The sequence below is a fragment of the Xanthomonas sp. NCPPB 1132 genome, assembly GCF_056629235.1.
Map to the genome: position 1 here is coordinate 4,331,952 of NZ_CM152819.1, position 23,022 is coordinate 4,354,973.

Genomic DNA, 23,022 nt, shown 5'->3' on the forward strand with positions numbered 1-23,022 from the left:
CCGCTCCTACCGGACGCTTCCTGCGCCGAAAACGCAAAGGGCCGCCCCGAGGGGCGGCCCTTTGCGTCACATCCAGTTCGGGCGATCAGGCGTTCAACGTCGCCAGCGCGTCGTTGAGGGTCTTGCTCGGCCGCATCGCCTTGCTGACCAGGTCCAGGTTCGGGCGGTAGTAGCCCTGGATGTCGACCGGCTGGCCCTGCACGCCGTTGAGCTCGGCGACGATGGCCGCTTCCTGCTCGGTCAGCTGCTTGGCCAACGGCGCGAAGCGCGCCTTCAGCGTGGCGTCCTCGTCCTGCGCGGCCAGCGCCTGCGCCCAGTACATGGCGAGATAGAAGTGGCTGCCGCGGTTGTCCAGCCCACCGACCTTGCGCGAGGGCGACTTGTCGTTGTCCAGGAACTGGCCGTTGGCCTGGTCCAGGGTGCGCGCCAGCACGCCGATGGCGGCGTCGTGGTGGCGCTGGCCCAGGTGCTCCAGCGACGCGGCCAGGGCCAGGAACTCGCCCAGCGAATCCCAGCGCAGGTAGTTCTCTTCGACGAACTGCTGCACGTGCTTGGGCGCCGAACCGCCGGCACCGGTCTCGAACAGGCCGCCACCGGCCATCAGCGGCACGATCGACAGCATCTTGGCGCTGGTGCCCAGCTCCATGATCGGGAACAGGTCGGTGAGGTAGTCGCGCAGCACGTTGCCGGTGACCGAGATGGTGTCCTCGCCCTTGCGGATGCGCTGCAGCGAGAACGCGGTGGCTTCCACCGGCGGCAGGATGCGGATGTCCAGGCCGTTGAGGTCGTGGTCCTGCAGGTAGCGCTCCACCTTCTGGATCATCAGCGCATCGTGGGCGCGCTGCGGATCCAGCCAGAACACCGCCGGGGTCGCGCTCAGACGCGCGCGCTCGACCGCCAGCTTGACCCAGTCCTGGATCGGCGCGTCCTTGGTCTGGCACATGCGCCAGATGTCGCCGGCTTCCACCGCATGCTCCAGCAGCACCGCACCGCCGGCGTCGGTGACACGCACCGTGCCGTCGACCGGGATCTGGAAGGTCTTGTCGTGCGAACCGTATTCCTCGGCCTTCTGCGCCATCAGGCCGACGTTGGGCACGCTGCCCATGGTCGCCGGGTCGAACGCGCCGTGCTGCTTGCAGTCCTCGATCACCGCCTGGTACACGCCGGCGTAGCAGCGGTCCGGAATCACCGCCTTGGTGTCCTGCAGCTTGCCTTCGGCGTTCCACATCTTGCCGGAGTCGCGGATCATCGCCGGCATCGACGCATCGACGATCACGTCGCTGGGCACGTGCAGATTGGTGATGCCCTTGTCGGAGTTGACCATCGCCAGGCCCGGACGCTGCGCGTACAGCGCCTGCAGGTCGGCCTCGATCGCGGTGCGCTGCGCTTCGGGCAGGCTGGCGATGCGCGCGTACAGGTCGCCGATGCCGTTGTTGGCGTCGAAGCCCACCTGCTTGAGCGTGGCGGCGTGCTTGTCCAGCACGTCGCGGTAGAACGCCTCGACCACCACGCCGAACATGATCGGGTCGGAGACCTTCATCATCGTCGCCTTCAGGTGCAGCGAGAACAGCACGCCCTGCTGCTTGGCATCGGCGATCTGCGCCTGCACGAAGGCGGCCAGCGCACGCTTGCTCATCACCGCCGCGTCGATCAACTCGCCGGCCTGCACCGCGGTCTTTTCCTTCAGCACCGACACCGTGCCGTCCTTGCCGACCAGTTCGATCCTGACGCTGCCGGGCTGCTCGATCAGCGCCGAACGCTCGCTGCCGTAGAAATCGCCGGCGTCCATATGCGCCACGTGCGACTTGGACTCGGCGCTCCATGCGCCCATGCGGTGCGGGTGCTTGCGTGCGTAGTTCTTCACCGAGGCCGGCGCGCGGCGATCGGAATTGCCCTCGCGCAGCACCGGATTGACCGCGCTGCCCTTGACCTTGTCGTAGCGCGCCTTTGCTTCTTTCTCTTTCTCGTCCTTCGGCTCGTCCACGTAGTCCGGCAGCGCATAGCCCTGCTGCTGCAGTTCCTTGATCGCGGCCTTGAGCTGCGGCACCGAGGCGCTGATGTTGGGCAGCTTGATGATGTTGGCTTCCGGCGTGGTCGCCAGCTGGCCCAGCTCGGCCAGGTCGTCGGCGATGCGCTGGTCCTCGCGCAGGTATTCGGGGAATTGCGAAATCAGGCGGCCGGCCAGCGAAATGTCGCGGGTCTCCACGGCGATGCCGGCGGTGCCGGCGAACGCGGCGACGATCGGCAGCAGCGACTGCGTCGCCAGGTACGGGGCTTCATCGGTGAGCGTGTACAGGATCTTGGGCGTATTCGACATGACGCGACGGATGACCTCTGGCAGGGGGAAATAGGCAGCACCGACAGTACGGCGGCGTATGTTTTCTTGTAGGTTTCGCGATGCCGTCAACCGCCGGACATCGGCTGTCCATTGTCGCGTGTCTGCCGGCTGCGGGCAAAGCGCGGGGGTTCGTCGTCCACTCGCGCTGCAATGGCACCGAGCGCCGATACCCGCAGCGCCAGAACGGAAAACGCCGGGCAATGCCCGGCGTCGCGACCGCATGCCACCACGGCATCCCGCTCAATACGCGCCGTCGAACGCAAAGATCGGCGTGCGCTGGCGCCACGCGCCCGCGGTGAAATCCGGGAAGGCCACGGTCTGGAAGCCGCTGGCGATCGACTGTTCGGAGAGTGGGGTGATCGCACTCCAGGTCACCGCGTCGTAGATGTCGATCGGCATCGGTGCCCTCGCCTTCAGTGCTTCGACAAAGGCATGGATGACGAACCAGTCCATGCCGCCGTGGCCGGCGCCAGCCGCGATGGCGGCGTAGCGCGTCCACAGCGGGTGTTCGTATTGGTCCTGGTAGGGCTTGAAGGCTTCCCATTGGTGCGGCGGACTGCGGCCTTCGAGGTGGATCGATTGGTTGAGGTCCATCCACAGGCCCTTGGTGCCCTGCACGCGGAACCCCATCGAATAAGGACGCGGCAGCGAGGTGTCGTGCTGCAGCAGGATGGTCTCGCCGTTGGCACAGGCCAGGGTGGTGGTGACGACGTCGCCCAGCTTGAACGCCACCTTGGTGCTGGGATGGGTGCTGCCGCCGCTCTTGGCCACGGTGTAGTCGTGCAGGCCGCGGGCCTTGCTGGCGAATGCGTTGAGGTGGGTGAAGCGGTTGCCGCGATTGATGCCGGCGTACATCGCGCACGGGCCGATGCCGTGGCTGGGGTACAGCTCGCCGTTGCGCTGCACCGAATGCGCGGTGCGCCAGCGCGCTTCGCTCCAGCCCTTGGCACCGAACTCCACGCCGCTGTCGTAGGGCTGGTCCGGGTCGCCGGAGTTGAACTTCACCCCGCGCAGGTCGTGCTGGTAACCGGCTTGCAGGTGCACCAGTTCGCCGAACAGGCCCTGCCGCACCATCTGCAGCGCGGCCATCACGTCGCGGCGGTAGCAGACGTTCTCCAGCAGCATGTACGGGGTGCCGGTGGCGAGCTGGGCGTTGAGCACGTCCCAGTGGTCCTGCAGGGTGATGCCGGCCACCACTTCGCAGCCGATCGCCACGCCGGCCTGCATCGCCGCGATCGCCATCGGCGCATGCCACTCCCAGGGCGTGGCGACGATCACGCCGTCCAGGCCCTTGTGCGCCAGCACGCGCTTCCATGCATTGGCGTCGCGGTCCTGGCCGTAGGCGGTGGGCGCGGGCTTGCCGGCCTTGGCGACCTTGGCCATGGCGCGGCCCAGCATGATCGGCTCGCTGTCGCACAGGGCGACCAGGTCCACGTCGTCGCGGCGCAGCAGTTCGGTCAGCAGTACCTGGCCGCGCATGCCGGTGCCGATCATGGCCAGGCGCAGGGTGCGCTTGCGCGCCCAGGCCGGTGTCTGCGGCAGCAGGCTGCTGGCGGCGATGGCAGCGCCGGCGGCGATGAAGTCGCGTCGTTTCATGCGGTGTGGTCTCCTCTTGGATGCGCGCCGGCGTCGGCCGGCACGCATGCTGCTGCAGGTGCGCTCACTTGAAGCGGTAGCCGATGGTCACGCTGTAGCCGCGGCCAAGATGGTGGCGTAGTCGCTGGAATCGCCCAGGAAGCTGTTCGGATCGTAGAACGGCAGGCGGTCGAACAGGTTCTTGACGGTGAAGCTCAGGTTCCAGGCGTCGTCCGGGCGCCAGGTGACGCTGAGGTTGGCGGTCCACCACGACGGCGCGCCATCGCACTTGCTCGGCTGCAGCTTGAGGTAGCCGGCAGTGCAGGTCTGCGGGTTGTTGTCCTCGGCATCGATCCGGTCGGTGGCCCACTTGGTGCCGCCGACGTAGTTGACGAACATGCTGGTGGTGACCTGCCGGTAGGTCCAGTCGGCGTTGAGCGTGGCGCGCAGGCGCGGGTTGTTGTAGTAGCCGACCACGTCGCCGTAGTACCAGCCGCTGTCCTGGTCCATGTAGAAGCGGTTGCGGTTGGCGATGGTGGCGGCCAGGCCGATGTTCAGCCCGCCCCACTGGCCGAGCGAGAAGCGGCTGCGCGCGTCGATGTCGAAGCCGTCGACCAGGGTCTTGCCGCGGTTGCGGTACTGCCCGACCACACTGGCGACATTGCCCACGCTGTAGCCCGGCAGCGTGCCCGGGCAGGCCACGCCGCTGGCCGGATCGGCGCACATCGCCGCCAACTGCGCGAGATTGGCGCGGTCGCTGTCGGTGATCGGCGAGCGGGTCATGGCGGTGATGTCGCCGGCGCGGCGGTAGTCCGGGGCGACGATCTCGTTGTCGCGGTAGATGAACCAGTAGTCGGCCGACACCGACAGCCAGTTGGCCGGCTCGTAGACGAAACCGAGCGTGGCGATCTTGGCCTTCTCCGGCTTCAGGTCCGGGTTCGGCTGGGTCATGCGCGCCACGGTGCGGCTGCAGTCGGCATTGAGCAGGCTCTTGCCCAGGTCCACGTCGCCGCTGCGGCGCGACTGCAGCAGCAGGTTGGCGATGGCGTTGGTCTCGCCGCAGCGCACCTCGTCGCGATAGCCGCCCAGCTGCGCATAGACGCCACCGCTGCCGGACTCGGCCAGGCTCGGCGCACGGAAGCCGGTGGAATAGGTGCCGCGCAGCAGCAGTTGCTCGAAGGCCTGGTACTTGAAGCCGACCTTGGGCGCGAGGTTGGTGCTGAAGTTCGGGTACTTGTCGGCGCGCAACGCGGCGTCGAGTTCCAGCTTGTCGGTGATCGGCGCGACGGTCTCGGCGAACAACGCATAGGTGTTGCGCTTGCCGTCGAACCAGGAGCCGCCCTGCTGGGTGATCAGGCCGTTGGCCGCGTCCGGGTTGCCCGGGGTGTAGAAGGTCTCGCGGCTGGCGTTGAAGCCGAACGCGGCGCGCATCTCGCCGGCCGGCAGCTGGAACAGCGGGCCTTCGATCTTGCCGTCGAGGGTGTGCAGGCGCGTCCACGATTCGATGTCGAAGGTGGGGAAGGCCTCGCGGATCAGCGCAGCGTTGGCGGCGCTGATCTCGCCGAACCTGTACGCCGGGTGGTCGGAGATGATCACCCGGCCGGTGCCCGGGTCGATGGTGAACGGGCCGAACGGCTTCTCGAAGCCTTTTACGTTGAGGTTGACGGTCTGGTAGGTGACAGAGTGGGTGCCGGCGGTGGCGAAGGCGGTTTCCCAGTTCCAGTCGCCGAGGCTGCCACGCGCGCCGCCGAGCACGCGGTAGCTCTGGTCGGTGTTGCGCTGACCGAAGTAGTCGGGGCCGGCGTCCTGCAGCAGGTACTGCAGGCCGACCACGCCGCCCATCATCGCCTTCAACTGCGGGCTGGCATGGTTGTACTCGTTGTTGGGCCCGAGGAACGGGTACAGGAACTGGTTGACGGTGTTGCCGGTGTTACGCGAGAACCAGCTGGTGGGGTTGCCGGTGGTGGTGTTGAACGCGCGCGGGGTGCCGCCGTTGGCGCGCAGGTCGATGTCGGTGTAGGTGGCCTCGGCGAACAGTTCGGTGCTGGCGCCGACCAGGAAGGTGCCGTTGAGGTAGGCGGTGTTGCGTTCTGACTTGGCGCCGGCGTCGATCTCGTTGTTCAACCAGGTTTCCCACACGCAGCGCGGGCCGGCGGCCTCGCTGGTCAGCACGTTCTGGCAGCCCGGTGCGGCTTCCTGCACGCGGCGGCCGGTAACCGGGTCGAAGGCGAAGTAGCTGCCCGGATTGAACTGGCCCGGCTTGCTGCCCACGCCCAGGCGCAGGTTGGTCAGGTAGTTGGGATTGTTGACGTAGTACTGCGCCGGGCGCTTGTCGTAGAAGTCGCGCAGCGGGATCGCATCGCGCCGGTACACGTTGACTGCGCCATAGACGTTGAAGCGGTTCTCGGTGAGGTCGCCGAAGCCGGCGGTGATGCTGGCCTGGTGTTCGCCGTAGGAGTCGATGCGGGTGGAGGTGTCGTTGCTGAAATTGATCTCCGCGCCCTGGAAGTTGCGCTTGGTGATCACGTTGATGACGCCGGCCACCGCGTCGGTGCCGTACACCGCCGAGGCGCCGTCGGTGAGCACTTCCATGCGCTCGATCGCCGCGGCCGGGATCGCATCGATGTTGACGAACTGGGTCTGGAAGCCGGCCGGCGCGCCGTAGTACGACAGGCGGCGGCCGTTCAACAGCACCAGCGTGCCCTGCGCGCCGAGGCCGCGCAGATTGGCCTGCGAGGCGCCATCGGAACCGGTGAACAGCGAGCGCGCGTCCTGTTGCGCCGGCCGCGCTGCCGGCAGGTTGTCCAGCACCTGCAGCAACGTGCGCGCACCCATCGCCTGGATGTCCTGCTTGCTGATCACCTGCACCGGCGAGGCGGTCTCCACGTCGGTGCGGCGGATGTTGGAGCCGGTGACCTCGACCCGGGCCAGGTCGGTGGCGGCCTGACTGTCCTGCGCGGCGGCGGGCTGCAAGGCGGCGAGCAGGACACCGGCGATGGCCAGGGTCAACGGAGCGAGCGGGCGACAGCGGGGATGGCGGTGACGGGCGGGCAACATCGGGGTTCTCTCCTGGCAGGGTGCGGCGCGAACGCGGAATCGGCGGGCAAAGCGCTCCCGGGCCACGGCCAGGCGGCCGCAGTCGGGAAAGGCGGGGGAGGAGCGGTGTTACGGGGCGGTCATGGGGCGACGAAGCTGGCGGTGTCGCCCTCCTGGCCGATCAGCACGGCGTTGGCCCAGTTGGCGCAGACCTGGGCAGGCTGCGGACCCTGCGCGCCGAGCGTGCGCAGGCTCAGCGTGGACAGGCCGCGGATGTCCAGTTCCGGCTTGACCACGCCCGGTGCGCTGACCAGGCCGCTGTCGTAAAGCAGGCGGCCGTCGCCCCAGACCTGGAACTGCAGGCCGCCGGCGCTGCGGCAGGCGTCGTCGATGCCCAGGTCGGCGCGCAGCAGGCGCCAGTCGCCGTGCAGGCGCAGGTCGAGGCGGCTGTCGGCGCCCACGCCCAGGCCGCGGTGGAACTGCAGGCCGTTCATGCGCATGCCGGCATCGCCGCGCAAGGCCTGGTCGGCGCGCACGCGACCGGCCAGCGCCGCCGGCAACGCCAGCTCGGACAGATAGCGCTGCTGCGCCGGCCGTTCCGGCGCCGGGTGCTCGAGGATGTGGAAGGTGGACAGCGCGATCGGGCCGACGTCGCGCGGCTGCAGCGCATCGAAGGCGCGCGGCCGGCGCTGCGCGGCGACGACCATCGGGTCGTTGCTGTCGGCGCCGTCGCCCTCGGGGTTCTGCACGCTCAGCACGCGGAAGCGCAGCAGGCGGCCGGCGTGCGCCGGGAAGTCGATGCGCTGCACGCCCTCCTGCAGGCGCAGGTGACCGCGCGCCACCGGCTCGCCCCACTCGCCGTTGCTGTCGCCCAGATAGACCTCGTAGTCGCGCACCTGGCCGTGCTTCCAGTTCTTGTCGTTGCGCGGCGCCAGCTCGATGCCGTCGATCATCTTGCGCTCGCCGAAACCGATCACCCATTCGTGCGCGCCGGTGCGCACGGCCTGGTTGCGCACGCTGCGGAACCAGGTGCCCGGGTCGTCGTCGAAGGCGTTCTCCAGCGGGTGCCCGGGCTCCTCGGCCGGGCGGTTGACCACCAGCAGGCTGTCGGCGGGCAGCGCGCGGCCCAGCTCCGGCGCAGCCGGATAGGCGTCGTCGGCCGCAGCGGCGGCCACCGGGAAGTCCAGCCGCAGCTGCAACGGCTGGCGGATGTCCTGCACGGCGGTGCGCACGTGCACCGTGCCGCGACGCTCCCTGGCGTCGAAGTACCAGCCTTCGCTGGCCTGGGCGAAGGCCGCGGCGTCGGCGAGCGCGGGCAGCGCGCGTTCGCCGACCTGCACCGACCGCGGCGCCTGCCGCGCGAGCACGCGCAGGGCGTAGCGGCGTTGCGGCAGCTGTCCGGCGTAGCGGCCCTGCACCGGATCAATCCATACCTGCACCGGGCCGCTGCCCTGCGCCGGCGCCTGCACGCGCACGGCCTGCGTGCTGGACTCGCCCTGCTGGTAGCGGCGGGTGTTGCCGTCGTCCTCGTACAGCGTGTACTGCGAGGCTCCCTGCGGATACAGGTCGAAGGTCACCTCGTCCAGCGGCTTCTCGCCGTCGTACAGCATCGCCGGATACATCGGCAGGATCGCGCCGGCACGCACGAACAGCGGCAGCGTGGCCAGGTCGACCTGGCGATCGAGCTGGCGACCATCGGCGCCGGCCTGCACGCGGCGGCCGTCCCAGTAGTCGATCCAGCCGCCGGCCGGCAGATGGATGTCGCGCCGCCAGCCGCGGCTGGCCGCCTGGCTGCGGTACACCGGCGCCACCAGCAGGTCGCGGCCGAGCAGGAACTGGTTCTTGTAGGTCTCGTCCTGTGCGTGCGGATCGCGTGGGTCCTCCCACATCAGCCCGCGCACCGGCGGCGCGCCGGTCTGCGCGGCATCGTGCACCAGGCCGTACATGTACGGGGTCAGGCGCATTTTCAGCTTGAGGTAATCGCGGTTGATGCTGCGGTACGGCTCGTCGTACCACCACGGATGCTTGCGCGCGTTCGACGACCAGCCGCTCATGCCCATCAGCACCGGGGTGAAGGCCTTCCACTGCAGGTCGCGGGTGAAGGTCTCGGCGCTGCCGCCGAAGATCGCGTCGACATCGCCGGCGGCGTAGGCCATGCCCGACAGGCCGGAGCCGATCAGGGTCGGCACGTGCCAGCGGATGTAGTCCCAGCTGCTGCTCTGGTCGCCGGTCCAGGCCACCGCGTAGCGCTGGATGCCGGCCCAGCCCATCACCGTCCACAGGAACGGGCGCGCATCGGAGTTGGCGAGGATGCCGTCGTAGGCCTGGTGGTTGGCGTCCATCGCGAACTGGTAGCCCTTGCCGGTCCAGGCCACGTCGAGCTTCTGCACGCGGCTGCCGGCCTTGCCGACTTCCCAGGCGATCTTGTCCACGCCGTTCTCGGTCCACAGGCCGGTACGGAAGCCATAGCGGGCCAGGCCCTGCACGGTCTCCGGCAGCCTGGTGTAGCCGCAGCCGTAGCCGTCGTTGGGCAGGATCCAGCCGCCGGGCATGTCGTGCTCGCGGTATTGCCGCGCCACGCTGTCGACCACGTCCGGGGTGGTGCCGGTGGGGCCGTCGTGCCAGCCGTCTGGCACGGTGCCGGGCTTCCTGGCGTTGTCGCCGTCGTTGTAGCAATCGGCATCGCCGTAGGACAGCGACCAGCGCACCAGCATGCTCGGGCGGCCGGTCAGTTGGGTATAGCGCTCGATCAGGCGCGGCAGATCGGCACCGACGAAGTAGTAGGCGTCGAAGCGGTCTTCGCGGTGCAGCAGCGTGGCCTGGTCGGGCTGGCGCAGGTCGTAGCTGCCGTCGCTCCAGGTGTTGCGCAGCATGCCCCAGCCGCAGCTGCTGAGCAGCATCGGCGCCGGGCTCGGGCGATCGCCCTCCTCCCAGCCGCCGGAATACGACACCTCCAGCTCGCGGCCCTTGAACTGGTAGCGCCCATTCTGCTGGCCGCCGCCGTAATAGGCCTCGTCGGCCTGCGAGGACAGCACCTGCACGCTCTGCGCGGTATCCAGGTCCAGCGGCTGCAGTTCCTGCCACAGCGCCATCGCGCGGCCCTGGTCCAGCCGCTCCAGGCGCAGCCGCAGCGGTTGCCGCTGCACGTGCAGCACCAGCGCGCCGGTACGCACGCGCAGTTCCTGCGCATCGTCTTCCAGTTGCGCCTGCACCGCGGCCTTGGGCTGCGGCAGCACGATCGGCGTGGCCTTGTCGCCGGCACCGGTGAGCGTGCCGTGGCGCCCGGCCTGCACGCGCACGATGTCGGCCGCCGGCAGTTCGATGCGCAGGCGCACGCCGCGGTCGGTCTGCAGGTCCCAGCCCTGCACGCCGTCGCGGCTGGCGCTGGCGGCGACCGTGCGCAGGTTGCCGACCGGCTCGGCCACGGCGCTGGCGGCTACCAGCAGCAGGGCCGGCAGCGCGATCGCCGGTAACAGCGGCGAACGACGAACGCGATTCTCCACACGACCCCCAAACCCGTTTCCCCGGGCGTTTCGAAAGCGTTGCACCGACTCTAGGCCAAGGATTTGAAAGATGTCAATAAATTGAAAGCAAAAAACAAGATTTATTTTGGCGAATCGAAAGTTTAGGCAATGCCGTTCTTTTCTTTTGCACAGCGGAAGTAGTCAAAACTCAGCTACGACAGCAACATCACGCGACATCTTTCGTTTCTGATGTGCTGTAGCCGGGCAAAAGCCCCATCAAACGAATACTTTCTTTTTTCTTTCGATGTTTGACATTTCGAAAGAAAAGCCGGATGGTGCGCTGGCCCAACAGGAACCACCGCATGGACCTCCTTCCGCTTTCCGATGCATCCGCCTGGCAGCGCCTGGGCGGGGCCGATACCGCCCGCGAGATCGCCCAGCAGCCGGCGCTGTGGCGGACCCTGGCACAGGACCTGGCACAGGCCGGCGACCGCCTGCAGGCCTTCCTCGGCGACCGCCTCGCCGATCCGAACCAGCGCGTGCTGTTCACCGGCGCCGGCAGTTCCGGCTTCATCGCCGAGATGGTGGCCGACGCGATCAATGCGCAGTGGCCGGCCGAGGTGCGCGCGGTGCACACCACCAGCCTGCTGACCCATCCGGCGCTTTACCTGCAGCGCGCGCGGCCGACCCTGCTGGTGTCGTTCGGGCGCAGCGGCTCCAGCCCGGAAAGCGTGGCCGCGGTGGAGCGCGTGCGCAGTGACGTGGACGAGGCGCGCTTCCTCGACATCACCTGCAACGCCGACGGCGAACTGGCCCGCCGCGGCGCCGACCGCGCCGACACCTGCACCCTGCTGATGCCGCCGACCAGCTGCGACCGCGCCTTTGCCATGACCAGCAGCCTCACCTGCATGCTGCTGGCGGCGCTGAGCGTGTTCGACCGCGCGCCGTGGGACGCGCGCAGCGCGCGCCTGCAGCGGCTGGCGGAGCTGGCCGACCACGGCCTGGCGCAGTGGGACGGCGCGGTGGCGGCGCTGGCGCAGCGCCCGTTCGCACGGGTCATCTATCTCGGCAGCGGCCCGCTGGAAGCGCTGGCGCGCGAGGCCGCGCTGAAAGTGCTGGAACTCACCGCCGGCCGCGTGCTGGCGCTGGCCAACACGCCGCTGGGCTTCCGCCACGGCCCCAAGTCCACGCTGGACCGCAGCACCCTGGTGGTGATGCTGCGCAGCGTGCAGCCGCTGGCGCGCCGCTACGAACAGGATCTGCTCGACGAACTGCGCCGCGATGGCGTGGCCGGCCAGGTGCTGGCGATCGGCCCGCATGCGGACATCGGCGCGGGCGACGACTACACGCTCGCCGTCGCCGGCCTGGACGATCCGTGGCTGGCGCCGCTGTGGCTGGGCTTCGCGCAGTTGTTCGCGCTGCAGCGTTCGGCCGCGCTCGGCCTGACCCCGGACAATCCGTTCCCCGATGGCACCGTCAACCGCGTGGTCCAGGGCGTCACCATCCACCATGGCTGAGCCTGGCGCGCCCACCTGCTACGGCCTGGACGTCGGCGGCACCAAGATCGAACTGGTGGCCTGCGACGCCGCACTGCAGGTGCTGTGGCGCCGCCGCGTGGCCACGCCGCAGGGCGATTACGCCGGCTTCCTGCAGGCGGTGGTGGCGCTGGTGGCCGAGGCCGATGCCGCGCTCGGCCGCCACGACAGCGCGCTCGGCATCGCCCTGCCCGGCGTGCGCGACCGCCGCAGCGGCCGCCAACTGAGCGCGAACGTGCCGGCGCTGACCGGCCAGTGCGTGGCGCAGGACCTGCAGGCGCGACTGCCGCGTCCGCTGTCTATCGGCAACGACCTGCAATGCTTCGCGCTGTCCGAGGCGCACGGCGGTGCCGCCGACGGCTACCCCAGCATGTTCGGCGCCATCCTCGGCACCGGCGCCGGCGGCGGTTTCTGCGTGCACGGCCGCCTGCTCGCCGGCTGCAACGGCATCGCCGGCGAGTGGGGCCACTGGAGCGTCCCCGGGCACCTGCTGCAGCGCCACCACCTGCCGCTGCTCGCCTGCGGCTGCGGCCTGCAGGGCTGCGTGGAGCGCTACGTGTCCGGCAGCGGCGTGGCAGCGATCGCGCGCCATCTCGGCAGCGACGCCGCCGACGCCAGCGCGGTGATCGCCCTGGCCGATGCCGGCGACGCGCGCGCGCAGCAGGCGCTGGACATCCACCGCGACCTGCTCGGCCACAGCCTGGCCGCCGTGGTGCTGGCGCTGGATCCGCACGTGATCGTGCTCGGCGGCGGGCTGTCGCAATACCCGCCGCTGTACCGGCAACTGCCCGATGCCATCGCCGCGCATCTGTTCGCCGGCGTGCAGGTGCCGCCGATCGTACCGCCGCGCTTCGGCGATGCCGGCGGCGCCCGCGGCGCCGCGCTGCTGGCCTGCCATCCCGCCTATTCCTGATCCGCCGGAGTGTCCATGTCGCCCTTGCAGACCCTGCTCGCCTCCCATCGCGCCGGCGCCAACGTCGGCCTGTACAGCGTCTGCTGCAGCAACGACCAGGTGCTGCGCGCGGCGATGCAGGTCGCGCTGGCCCACGACACGCTGCTGCTGGTGGAAGCCACCTCCAACCAGGTCGACCAGTTCGGCGGCTATACCGGCATGACCCCGGCGCAGTACCGCGATTACGTCGGCGCACTGGCCGAGACGGAAGGGTTTCCGCGCGCACGGCTGATCCTGGGCGGCGATCATCTCGGGCCGAATGCCTGGCAGAAGGGGCCGGCCGCCGAGGCCATGGCGCATGCGCGCGTGCTGATCGCGCACTACGTCGCCGCGGGGTTCCACAAGATCCACCTGGACTGCAGCATGGCCTGCGCCGACGACCCGGTGCCGCTGCCCGATGCCATCGTCGCCGCGCGGTCGGCCGAACTGGCCGAGATCGCCGAGCGCACCGCCGCCGCCCATGGGCTGCCACCGCCGGTGTACGTGATCGGCACCGAGGTGCCGATTCCCGGCGGTGAAGCCTCGCTGGCCGGCGGCCTGCAGGTGACCACGCCGGTCGCGGCCGCGCAGACCCTGGCCATCCACCGGCAGGCCTTCGACACGCCGTCGCTGCGCGCGGCGTGGCAGCGGGTGATCGCGCTGGTGGTGCAGCCGGGCGTGGATTTCGACCACAGCAGCGTGCACGACTACGACCCGGCCGCGGCCGCCGCGCTGGCCGATTTCCTCGAGCAGCAGCCGCGCATCGTGTTCGAGGCGCACTCCACCGACTACCAGCGCGAGGACGCGCTGCACGCGCTGGTGCGCGACCACTTCGCCATCCTCAAGGTGGGCCCGGCCGCCACCTTCGCCTATCGCGAAGCGCTGTGCGCGCTGGCGGCGATCGAAGCCGAACTGCTCCCCGCGGCGCAGTGCTCGCGGCTGCCGCAGGTGCTGGACGCGGCGATGCTGGCGCAGCCCGGATCCTGGCAGTCCTACTACCCGGGCGACGCGACCCAGCAGCGCCTGCTGCGCCGCTATTCCTTCAGCGACCGCTGCCGCTACTACTGGGGCGAGCCGGCGGTGCGCGCGGCGGTGGACACCTTGTTCGCCAACCTGGAAGCACATGCGCCGCCACTGGTACTGCTCAGCCAGTTCCTGCCCGAGCAGTACCGCGCGGTGCGCGCAGGCCAGCTCGCCACTACCCCGGCGGCGCTGGTCCAGCACCGCATCGGCCTGTGCCTGGGCGAATACGCCCGCGCCTGCAGCGCCAACCGCTCCGGCGCGCGCGCCCCGCACGCCGGGGCGGCTGCCGGCGTCGCGGCGAACGGCTAATCTTGTCGGTCGCCCGCGAATCCGAGAATGGCCATGCGCAACACCCGCTCCCGTCGCCAGCAGATCCTGCAGTCGCTGCTCGAACGCGGCACGGTGCAGGTTGCCGACCTGGTCGACCGCTTCGGCGTATCGGCGGTGACCATTCGCGCCGATCTCAACCATTTCGAGGCGCAGGGCCTGGCCACCCGCACCCACGGCGGCGCCACGCTGGTGCGCACGCCGCCGAAGGAGCAGGACATCCACGAAAAGGACGCGCTGAACCTGCCGCTGAAGGAATCCATCGGCGCCTGCGCCGCGCGCATGGTGCAGCCCGGCGCCAACATCATCATCGACTCCGGCTCGACCACGATGACCCTGGCCCGGCATCTGCGCGGGCACCGCGACGTCACGGTGATGACCAATGGCCTCAACATCGCCTGGCAACTGGCCAACGCGCCGGGCATCAACGTGCTGCTCACCGGCGGCCAGTTGCGCCAACAGTCGCTGTCGCTGCAGGGCAGCCAGGCCGAGGCCAGCCTCAACGCCTACGGCTTCGACACGCTGTTCCTGGGCGTGGACGGCCTGGACCTGCAATTCGGCCTGACCACCCACGACGAGGCCGAAGCGCGGCTCAACCACCGCATGGTCGAGCGCGCGCGGCGCATCGTGGTGCTGACCGACGCCTCCAAGTTCGGCCGGGTCAGCCTGCACCGCATCGCCCGCCTGGACCAGATCCACGCCATCATCACCGACGCCGGCATCGACGAGGCCACCCGCGACGGGCTGCAACGGCTGGGCATCGAGGTGATCATCGCCGAGTCCGCACCATGACCGACACCCATTCCCTGCACGGCCGCCTGCTCACCCCGCTGGGCTGGCGCCGCGGCCACGTCCACTTCGACACCCACGTGCGCCGGCTGCAGGTGGACGACCACAGTGGCGGCGACGATCCGCAGCTGCCGCTGATCCTGCCGGGCTTCGTCGACCTGCATGTGCACGGCGCCGCCGGCGTGGACCTGATGCAGGGCGGCGACGCGGCGCGGCGCATCGCCCGCGCCCACCTGCGCTTCGGCACCACCACCCTGCTGGCGACCACCATGACCGCCGGCGTCGAGGAGATCGCGCACGCACTGCGCGGCGTCGCCGCGACCATGGCCGCGCCCGATGCCGACGCCGCCTGCATCGCCGGCGTGCACCTGGAAGGCCCCTTCATCAGCCCGCAGCGACTGGGCGCGCAGCCCGACCGCACGATCGAGGCCAGCCTCGCCCAGGTCCAGCAGTGGCACGCGCTGGCGCCGATCCGGGTGCTGACCCTGGCGCCGGAAATCGGCGCGCACACCGCGCTGATTCCGGCGCTGACCGCACTGGGCATCCGCGTGCAGCTCGGCCACAGCGCGGGCAGTTACGAGGACGGCGTGGCGGCGCTGCAGGCCGGCGCGGCCGGCTTCACCCACCTGTTCAACGGCATGACCGGCGTGGATCACTACCGCCCCGGCATTGCCGCCGCGGCGCTGGCGCATGCGCAGTACGCCGAGCTCATTCCCGATCTGCAGCATGTGCACCCCGGGGTCATCCGCCTGGCCGCACGCGCGATCCCGCGGCTGTACGCGGTGACCGACGCCACCGCCGCCACCGGCATGCCCGATGGCGAATACGCACTGGGCGAGCAGCGCGTGCACAAGTGCGGCGGCTGCGTGCGCCTGGCCAGCGGCTCGCTGGCCGGCAGCGCACTGACCATGGACCAGGCCTTGCGCAACCTGGTGCAGGCGGGCCTGGAACTGGCCGATGCCACGCAGCGCGTGTCCACGTTTCCGGCCGACTACCTGGGCCTGGGCGATCGCGGCCGCATCGCTCCCGACGCCCGCGCCGACCTGGTGGTGCTGGACAGCGACCTGCGCCTGCGGCAGGTGGTGGTCGGCGGGCGCCTGCTGGAGTTGCACGCGCCGCACTGATCGCCGTGCGCGGCAGCGTGCAAACGCGGCGCTGGCCAACGGTGGTGCGCGCAGACCCTGCCGAGTGGACGGCAGGGCATTGCCCAGGACGTGCGTGGGGGATAGAAGGGCGCCGCTGATCCGCCGGATGCAGCTTGCGCCTGCGTGGCAGGAGCGGCTGCAGCCGCGACGGGCGTTCCCGGTAAGGCCGGTCGCGGCTGAAGCCGCTCCTACGACGGGTTTCCGGGCTCTGGGAGTGTCCTGAAGTCTCCCACACCTTCTTCATCCGGCGAGTCGGCAGTGCTGTCGAAGCATCGGCTCGCGCATAAAAAAGGCGCAGCCTCGCGGCTGCGCCAGCGTGCCGCACGCGCCGGGAGAGAGGCGGCGCGTGCGACCCGTGACCCGGGCTCAGCCCTGGATCACTTCACCTCGAACGTTTGCGGCGTGCCCGCCGCCTGGCCGTTCACGGTGACTTCGGCCTTGTACTGGCCGGCCGGCCAGCCCTTGGGGTTGGTGAATTCGAAGTTGGTGGTCTCGGCACCGCTGGTATTGAGCGTTTCGGTGCGCTCGCCGGCGGTCTGGCCGTCCTGGAACACGAGCTTGGCACCGACATTGGCATTGGTGGCCGAACCCTCGGTCTTCACCGATACGATGATCTTGTCCTTGCTGGCGAGCGTGGTCAGTGGCGCCACCGACTTGTCGGCCGCGGCGGTGTTGCCGACGGCGACCGCGGCAACGTTCACCGCATTGGCGGCGGCGGGCGCGGGCTGTTCTGCCGGCGCAGCCGCGGGACCCGGCATCTGCTCGGTCGGCGCGGACGACGTGGGATCGGGCGACACGGTCTGCTGCTGCTCCTGCTTCTTGCAGCCGGCCAGCGCCAACGCGCCGACCAGTGCGAGCATGAGGGGCGAAAACGAGGACATCGTGCGGTGCTTCATGGGTAAAAGACTCCTGTCGGAATAACGAAGAAATGCGCCAGCGGCGGCTCAGGCGCCAGCAGGCAACTTGAGCGTCTGGCCCGGATAGATCTTGTCGGGGTCGACCAGCACATCGCGGTTGGCCTCAAAGATGCGCGTCCAGGCATTGCCGTCGCCGTAATGCAGCTTGGCGATCTTGGACAGCGAATCGCCGGGCTTGACCACATACACCTGCTGCACCTGCTCGGCGGTGCTGTCGACCTTGCTCTGCACGGCGGAGAAATCCGCCTTCTGCACGACGTCGGCGGTGGTGTCCACCTTGGCGGTGACTGCCGAAAAATCGGCGCGCTTGTCGCTGTTCATCGCGTGGCTCCCTGCGTGATGGGACGCTGCCACGGTGTCACAGGATTTGTTAAAAAAGGATCGCGCGGCCGTGAACTTCACCGCTGCGGTTCAGGCGCGTCGCAAGCCTTCCAACACGGCGAGACGTGTCGCTCGAAAGGTCGCGACCGTGCATGGCAGCGGGACCGCGAGCACACGCCACCATCGCCATGTCGCGCATCGTCTAGGCGACGACTGCGCGAGCCCCGGTCTGCCGCAGAGAAGTTGACGACAGCGCTACCCTCAGGGCGCTCCTTGTGGGAGCGGCTTCAGTCCCGACTGCAGCACGCTCGGTGCAATCGCGGTTTCGGAGGTGCGCTACTGGCGCAAATCGCGCAGGAAGCTCAGCGGTTCGGCCACATCCACGGTGGCGCGCCAGGGATTGATGTCCAGGCCGCCGCGGCGGGTGTAGCGTGCCTCCACCTGCAGCGACTGTGGGCGGCAGCGCGTCATCAGGTCGTGGAAGATGCGCTCCACGCACTGCTCGTGGAAGCCGGCATGCTCGCGAAAACTGACCAGGTAGCGCAGCAGGCCTTCGCGGTCGATGCGGCCGCCGCGGTAGCGCAGGTGCAGCGAGGCCCAGTCCGGCTGGCCGGTGACCGGGCAGTTGGACTTGAGCAATTCACTGGTCAGGGTCTCTTCGACCACCTCGCCGTCGGCGGCGGACAGGAAGTCCGGACGCGGCGGACCGTAGCAGTCGATGGCGATGTCCAGCGCATCCAGCGACTCGCCCTCGCCCAGCGTGTCCATCGGCGGCAGGCCGAATTCCATCGCCACGTCGGCGCCGGCGCGCGCCGACAGGTCGGTGACGATGCAGCTGCGCAGGGCTTCGGCGCTGTTGAAGCGCATCGCGTTGAGCGAGTTGAGATAGAGCTTGAGCGATTTGGATTCGATCAGGTTCGGCGAAGCACACGGCACCTGCAGGGTCGCGGTGGCCACGCAGGGCTTGCCTTGCGCATCGAGCCAGCTCAGTTCATAGGCATGCCAGCGGTCCACGCCGAAGAACGGCAGCGCCGCGGGATCGAGACCGATCTCGGTGCGCGCGGCGGCGCGGGGGATGGGAAACAGCAGCGACGGATCGTACTGCGACGGATAGGCGACCTCGCGGCCGAGGCTGGAATCCTGGGGGGTGTTCATGCGGTGCAGTGTAGCGGGCGGGTTCTGGCTGGCAGGTGTATGGGGCGGGGATTCGGGATTCGGGATTCGGGATTGGCAGAAGCGCATCGCGCTGCTTGCGTCGATGCGCCTGCGTCGATTCAGGGCTTCGTGCGTCGCGACTGAAGGGCACCTCGAACAACCTGCCACGACCTGGAGCCAGGGGCAGCATCTGTCGCAACGGCACCAGAGCGGCGCCTGATCGTGGTGGTTGGGAGGCTGAGGTGGCCGCTCGGCCACCTCAGCCGATCACGCCGGCACCATGGCCCGCTCCTGTAGCCGTGCCAGCCGCATCACGTTATGGCTGGCGACCTTCAGCCCGATCACCACCTTTGCCCGCGCCAAGCCGATGCAGCGTACGAACTTGCCGCCTTGTTGGGCCAAGCGCGCAAACGGGTGCTCGCCGAACACCCGATCCTTGGCAATGCGACGGTTCCGGCGCTTTGCTGCCTCGCTCAAGGGCTTGCGTGCCTGCCCTTGATGTTGGATCGCGGGGCGGTAACCACGCTTTTTCAGGTCTGCTTCTCGCGCTGCATCGGCATACCCGCTATCGGCCCATACCGTGCGGCCGGTGTTGTCCGGGTCCAGCACCTGCTCGAAGTGGCGGCTGTCGTGCACGTTGGCCGCGCTCACGTCGTAGCGGCGGATGAAACCCCAGCGGCGGTCCGTGCTGGCGTGCAGCTTGTAGCCGTAGAACGTCACCCCATGCTTCCTGGTCCAGCGTGCCTGCACGTCTTTCTGCGCACGCTTGGCATCACTCCAGTCCTGGCCGACGTCATCGCCCTGCTTGATCTGCGCGTTCTCCTCGCGCGTGTTGCGCTGGATCGGAGCGCTGACGATGCTGGCGTCGATGATCTGACCGCCGCGGGCAATGAACCCAGCACGTTGCAATTGCTCACCGATCGCCGTGCTGATGTCGCCCATCAGATCCTTGGTCTTGAGCCGTTCGCGCCACACCCAGATCGTCTTGGCGTCGGGCACCTTGCCGCTGTGTTCCAGTCCAAGGAATTGCTGGAAGCTGCGCCGATCCAGCACCTGATACTCCAGCGCATCGTCGGAGAGGTTGTACAACTGCTGCAACAGCAGCAGCTTGATCATCATCTGCGTCGGCCAAGCCGGACGGCCGCCGCGCTTGCCGGTACCCAAGGACAGCTTCGCGTCTACGGCGTGAGCAATCCCGGCAAAGTCGATATGCCGTGACAGCAGAGCCAGAGGATCGCCGATCTGCTGCCGCTTGGCTTCGCGTTCGTGGCCGGCAAACAGGCTGATCATCGTGGCGTCCTCGGCGTGTTCTCCAGACCAATGATGCCAAAGGTGGGGTTTTTAGAGGTGCCCTGAAGTCGCTCCCACAGGGGCGATCGAGCGTCGCATGGCGTAGGAGCGGCTTCAGCCGCGACCGCCTTCCCGGTAACGCCCGTCGCGGCTGAAGCCGCTCCTACGAGTTCCCACCAGCCCTTCAGGCCTCCCGCTTCATCCCCAGATAATCCAAGGACACCTCCAGCATCGCGCGCAGCCCGACGTCCAGGGCGGTTTCGTCGAGCAGGAACTGCGGCGAGTGGTTGCTGGGCGCGGTCGCCGGGTCGATGCCGGGGCCGGTGGCGCCGACGAAGAAGAACATCGACGGCACCTGCTGCGCGTAGAACGAGAAATCTTCCGCGCCCATCTGCAGCGGCGGTTCGTAGACGTTGCCGGCACCGACCACCGCCTGCAGGCTGGGCAGCATGCGCGCGGTCAGCGCCGGGTCGTTGACCGTGGCCGGGTTGCCGTCCTGGTCGGGCACGTGCGCTTCGGCCTTGGCGCCGTGCGCGGCGGCGGTGTGCTCGGCCACGGTCTTGAGGTCGGCGAAGATCTGCTGGCGCATGCCCTCGTCGAAGGTGCGGATGGTGCCGACCATCTCCACGTCGTCGGGAATGATGTTGTAGCGGATGCCGCCCTTGATCGCGCCGAAGCTGAGCACCGCCGGCTGCTTGGACAGGTTGGCGCGGCGGCTGATCACGCTCTGCGCGGTGCCGATCAGGTCGGCGCTGGCCACGATCGGATCGATGCCGTTCCACGGCGCCGAGCCGTGGGTCTGGCGGCCGATCACCTTGATGCTGAAGCGGTCCGAGGCGGCCATCAGCGGCCCGCCGCGCACCGCGATCTTGCCGGCCTGGACGCTGGAGAACACGTGCAGGCCGAACATCGCCTGCGGCTTGAAGTCGCGGAACAGGCCTTCCTTGAGCATCAGCGAGGCGCCGCCCTCCTCGTTGCCCGGCGCGCCCTCCTCCGAGGGCTGGAACACCAGCATGACCTCGCCCGGCAGTTGCGCACGCATCGCCACCAGCGCCTCGGCCACGCCGAGCAGGATCGCGGTGTGCGCGTCGTGGCCGCAGGCGTGCATCACCCCCACGGTCTCGCCGCGGTACTGCCCGGTGGCCTTGGAGGCGAACGGCAGGCCGGTCTGCTCGGTCACCGGCAGCGCGTCCATGTCCGCGCGCAGGGCGATCCTCGGCCCGGGCAGCGCACCTTTGACGATCGCCACCACGCCGTGGTGGGCGATGCCGGTCTGCGGCTTCAGGCCCAGCGCGCGCAGCTGCTCGGCGACCTTGGCGGCGGTGCGCTCCTCGCGGTTGGACAGCTCCGGGTGCTGGTGGAAGTCGCGCCGCCACTCCACCACCTTGGCCTGCAGCCTGGCCGCGGCGGCCGTCACCTCCGGGCGCTCGGCGCTCTGCGCCCAGGCCAGGGCGGGGACGGCGAACAGCAGGGCGGACAGCAGGCGGGACAGGCGCGGCATGGCATGGCTCCAGATCGGGACGCAACGGGCGTTCAGTCACTGTAGTGCATCGGCGACCGGCAGGGGGCGGCCACGGATCCCGCTGCGGGGAAAAAACCCTTGCGAATCCGTGTCAACCGATGCGCCGCCGGTGCGTTGCGAGAACGGACGACCGGCCTTGCCCGCCCGCGGGGTCTGTCCCTTCAGTCATGGTCCAATCGCAACGCGCCGGCGATATGCTTTCGCGACCGTTTGCACCAGCCACTGCGGGAGGGTCCCCCACCCCGCCTCGCCACAGGAGTTTCCCCGGATGTCGCGTTTCTGGAAGATTGCGCTGCTGATCCTCGCAGCGGTGGCCGTGGTGCTGGTGGGCATGCGTTTCATGCGCGGCGGGCATCACAAGGGCGGCGGCGGCGACGGCACGGGCGAGGACGGCGACAACACGCCGGTGCCGGTGACGGTGGTCGCCGCAAGCAGCCAGACGGTGCCGATCTATGCCACCGCCACCGGCACGGTGACCGCGCTGAGCACCGTCACCGTCAGCCCGCAGGTCGGCGGACAGCTGATGAGCCTGAACTTCCGCGAAGGCCAGGAAGTGAAGAAGGGCGAGCTGCTGGCGCAGATCGACCCGCGTTCGCTGCAGGCCAGCTACGACCAGGCCGCGGCGAGCAAGCGCCAGAACCAGGCGCTGCTGGCCACCGCACGCTCCACCTTCCAGCGCTCCGACTCGCCGGCCTACCGCCAGTACGTGGCCAAGACCGACCTGGACACCCAGCGCAACCAGGTGGCGCAGTACGAAGCGGCCGTCGCCGCCAACGACGCGCAGATGCGCGCGGCGCAGGTGGAGTTGCAGTACACCCGCATCCTCGCCCCCAACGACGGCATCGCCGGCATCCGCGGGGTGGACGTGGGCAACATCGTCAGCACCAGCAGCACCATCGTCACCATCACCCAGGTGCACCCGATCTACGTGACCTTCAACCTGCCCGAGATCCAGCTGCAGGACGTGCGCCAGGCGCAGGCGGCGGCGCCGCTGCCGGTGACCGCGCTGGACCGCACCGATGCGCACCCCATCGCCAGCGACGGCCAGGTCGACGTGATCGACAACCAGATCAGCGCCGACACCGGCACGTTCAAGGTCCGCGCCGTCTTCCCGAACAACGACCGTGCGCTGTGGCCGGGCCAGTTCGTCAACGTGCGCCTGACCCTGCGCACCGTACCCGACGGGGTGGTGGTGCCGACCCAGGCGGTGCAGCGCGGACCCAACGGCGACTATGTGTACGTGGTGCAGGCCGACAACACGGTCAAGATGCAGACGGTGAAGCAGGGCGCGGAAGTGGGCGACAGCCACGTGCAGCTGACCGAGGGCCTGAAGGCCGGCGAGCGGGTGGTCACCGAAGGCCAGTTCCGGCTCAAGCCCGGCACCAAGGTGAACGCGCTGAAGCCGGGCGAGGCGCCGCCGGAGCCGACCGAGGCCGAGCTGAAGGCCGCCGAGGGCAAGCAGCAGCAGCGCGGCGGCGGACGCCGCGGCGGCGGCGGCGGGCCACGCTGAGCGTGACGCGCACGCCGGCGACGGCCGTGCCGCGTCCGCGCGGCCGGCACTCGCCGGGTCGCCCGCAGGCGGCGTTCCCGACCAGTGCCGCGATCGCGGCGCCGGGCCACGGCCGCCGCTGATTTCGCCGTAACTCCCGGAGCC

General features: G+C 69.4%; 15 protein-coding genes and 1 pseudogene. 6 read left to right on the forward strand and 10 right to left on the reverse strand.

Annotated elements, in window-relative coordinates:
* Positions 1-85 precede the first annotated feature (85 nt).
* The 5 genes and pseudogenes from AC1G9L_RS18630 to AC1G9L_RS18650 form a co-directional block, all read right to left on the reverse strand.
* Positions 86-2,317: an NADP-dependent isocitrate dehydrogenase gene (locus AC1G9L_RS18630; RefSeq protein ID WP_019799701.1), complete on the reverse strand. Its 2,232-nt coding sequence runs from the start codon at positions 2,315-2,317 to the stop codon at positions 86-88.
* A gap of 261 nt (positions 2,318-2,578) precedes the next feature.
* On the reverse strand, positions 2,579-3,934 hold the full coding sequence (locus AC1G9L_RS18635; protein WP_019799702.1) for a Gfo/Idh/MocA family oxidoreductase: 1,356 nt from the start codon (positions 3,932-3,934) through the stop codon (positions 2,579-2,581).
* 64 nt (positions 3,935-3,998) lie between these two features.
* A pseudogene (locus AC1G9L_RS18640) lies at positions 3,999-6,970 on the reverse strand (TonB-dependent receptor domain-containing protein).
* 119 nt (positions 6,971-7,089) lie between these two features.
* Positions 7,090-10,452 carry a TIM-barrel domain-containing protein gene (locus tag AC1G9L_RS18645; protein ID WP_481069685.1) on the reverse strand — a complete coding sequence of 1,121 codons (3,363 nt, stop codon included), beginning with the start codon at positions 10,450-10,452 and terminating at the stop codon, positions 7,090-7,092.
* A 187-nt stretch (positions 10,453-10,639) separates the two neighbouring features.
* The gene (locus AC1G9L_RS18650; RefSeq protein ID WP_481069686.1) at positions 10,640-10,777 is read right to left on the reverse strand and encodes a hypothetical protein; all 138 of its coding nucleotides are present in this window, start codon (positions 10,775-10,777) and stop codon (positions 10,640-10,642) included.
* On the opposite strand from AC1G9L_RS18650, the gene AC1G9L_RS18655 reads away from it, so the two are divergent.
* The 5 genes from AC1G9L_RS18655 to AC1G9L_RS18675 are packed head-to-tail and all read left to right on the forward strand — an operon-like array spanning position 10,776 to position 16,142.
* Positions 10,776-11,930, forward strand: a complete 1,155-nt coding sequence (locus AC1G9L_RS18655; RefSeq protein ID WP_481069687.1) for an SIS domain-containing protein — start codon at positions 10,776-10,778, stop codon at positions 11,928-11,930. The two genes, AC1G9L_RS18650 and AC1G9L_RS18655, sit on opposite strands and share 2 nt — an antisense overlap.
* Entirely contained in the window at positions 11,923-12,861 is a 939-nt protein-coding gene (locus tag AC1G9L_RS18660) for an ROK family protein (protein WP_481069688.1), read from the forward strand. Before AC1G9L_RS18655 ends, AC1G9L_RS18660 begins: the two co-directional genes overlap by 8 nt.
* Before the next feature lie 15 nt (positions 12,862-12,876).
* Entirely contained in the window at positions 12,877-14,211 is a 1,335-nt protein-coding gene (locus tag AC1G9L_RS18665; protein WP_019801231.1) for a D-tagatose-bisphosphate aldolase, class II, non-catalytic subunit, read from the forward strand.
* Positions 14,212-14,244: 33 nt separating this feature from the next.
* Positions 14,245-15,021, forward strand: a complete 777-nt coding sequence (locus AC1G9L_RS18670) for a DeoR family transcriptional regulator (RefSeq protein ID WP_481069689.1) — start codon at positions 14,245-14,247, stop codon at positions 15,019-15,021.
* Positions 15,018-16,142 (forward strand): amidohydrolase family protein, encoded by a 1,125-nt coding sequence (locus AC1G9L_RS18675; RefSeq protein WP_019801233.1) that lies wholly within the window; start codon positions 15,018-15,020, stop codon positions 16,140-16,142. The genes AC1G9L_RS18670 and AC1G9L_RS18675 overlap by 4 nt, the downstream gene beginning before the upstream one ends.
* 398 nt (positions 16,143-16,540) lie before the next feature.
* Here the strand turns inward: AC1G9L_RS18675 and AC1G9L_RS18680 are convergent, their stop codons facing one another.
* From AC1G9L_RS18680 to AC1G9L_RS18700, 5 genes are all read right to left on the reverse strand, one after another.
* The gene (locus tag AC1G9L_RS18680) at positions 16,541-17,059 is read right to left on the reverse strand and encodes a hypothetical protein (RefSeq protein WP_019801234.1); all 519 of its coding nucleotides are present in this window, start codon (positions 17,057-17,059) and stop codon (positions 16,541-16,543) included.
* 48 nt (positions 17,060-17,107) lie between these two features.
* Positions 17,108-17,401, reverse strand: a complete 294-nt coding sequence (locus AC1G9L_RS18685; protein ID WP_019801235.1) for a LysM peptidoglycan-binding domain-containing protein — start codon at positions 17,399-17,401, stop codon at positions 17,108-17,110.
* Between the two features lie 336 nt (positions 17,402-17,737).
* Positions 17,738-18,556: an NADPH-dependent 7-cyano-7-deazaguanine reductase QueF gene (queF, locus tag AC1G9L_RS18690; RefSeq protein ID WP_019801236.1), complete on the reverse strand. Its 819-nt coding sequence runs from the start codon at positions 18,554-18,556 to the stop codon at positions 17,738-17,740.
* A gap of 267 nt (positions 18,557-18,823) precedes the next feature.
* Positions 18,824-19,846, reverse strand: coding sequence for an IS5 family transposase (locus tag AC1G9L_RS18695; protein WP_019798968.1), 1,023 nt, complete (start codon positions 19,844-19,846; stop codon positions 18,824-18,826).
* A gap of 184 nt (positions 19,847-20,030) precedes the next feature.
* Complete coding sequence (locus AC1G9L_RS18700; protein WP_019801291.1) at positions 20,031-21,347, reverse strand: amidohydrolase; 1,317 nt, start codon at positions 21,345-21,347, stop codon at positions 20,031-20,033.
* A gap of 289 nt (positions 21,348-21,636) precedes the next feature.
* Between AC1G9L_RS18700 and AC1G9L_RS18705 the strand changes: the two genes are divergently transcribed.
* A complete protein-coding gene (locus AC1G9L_RS18705) occupies positions 21,637-22,878 on the forward strand; it encodes an efflux RND transporter periplasmic adaptor subunit (RefSeq protein WP_481069690.1) in 1,242 nt (413 codons plus the stop codon).
* Positions 22,879-23,022 lie beyond the last annotated feature (144 nt).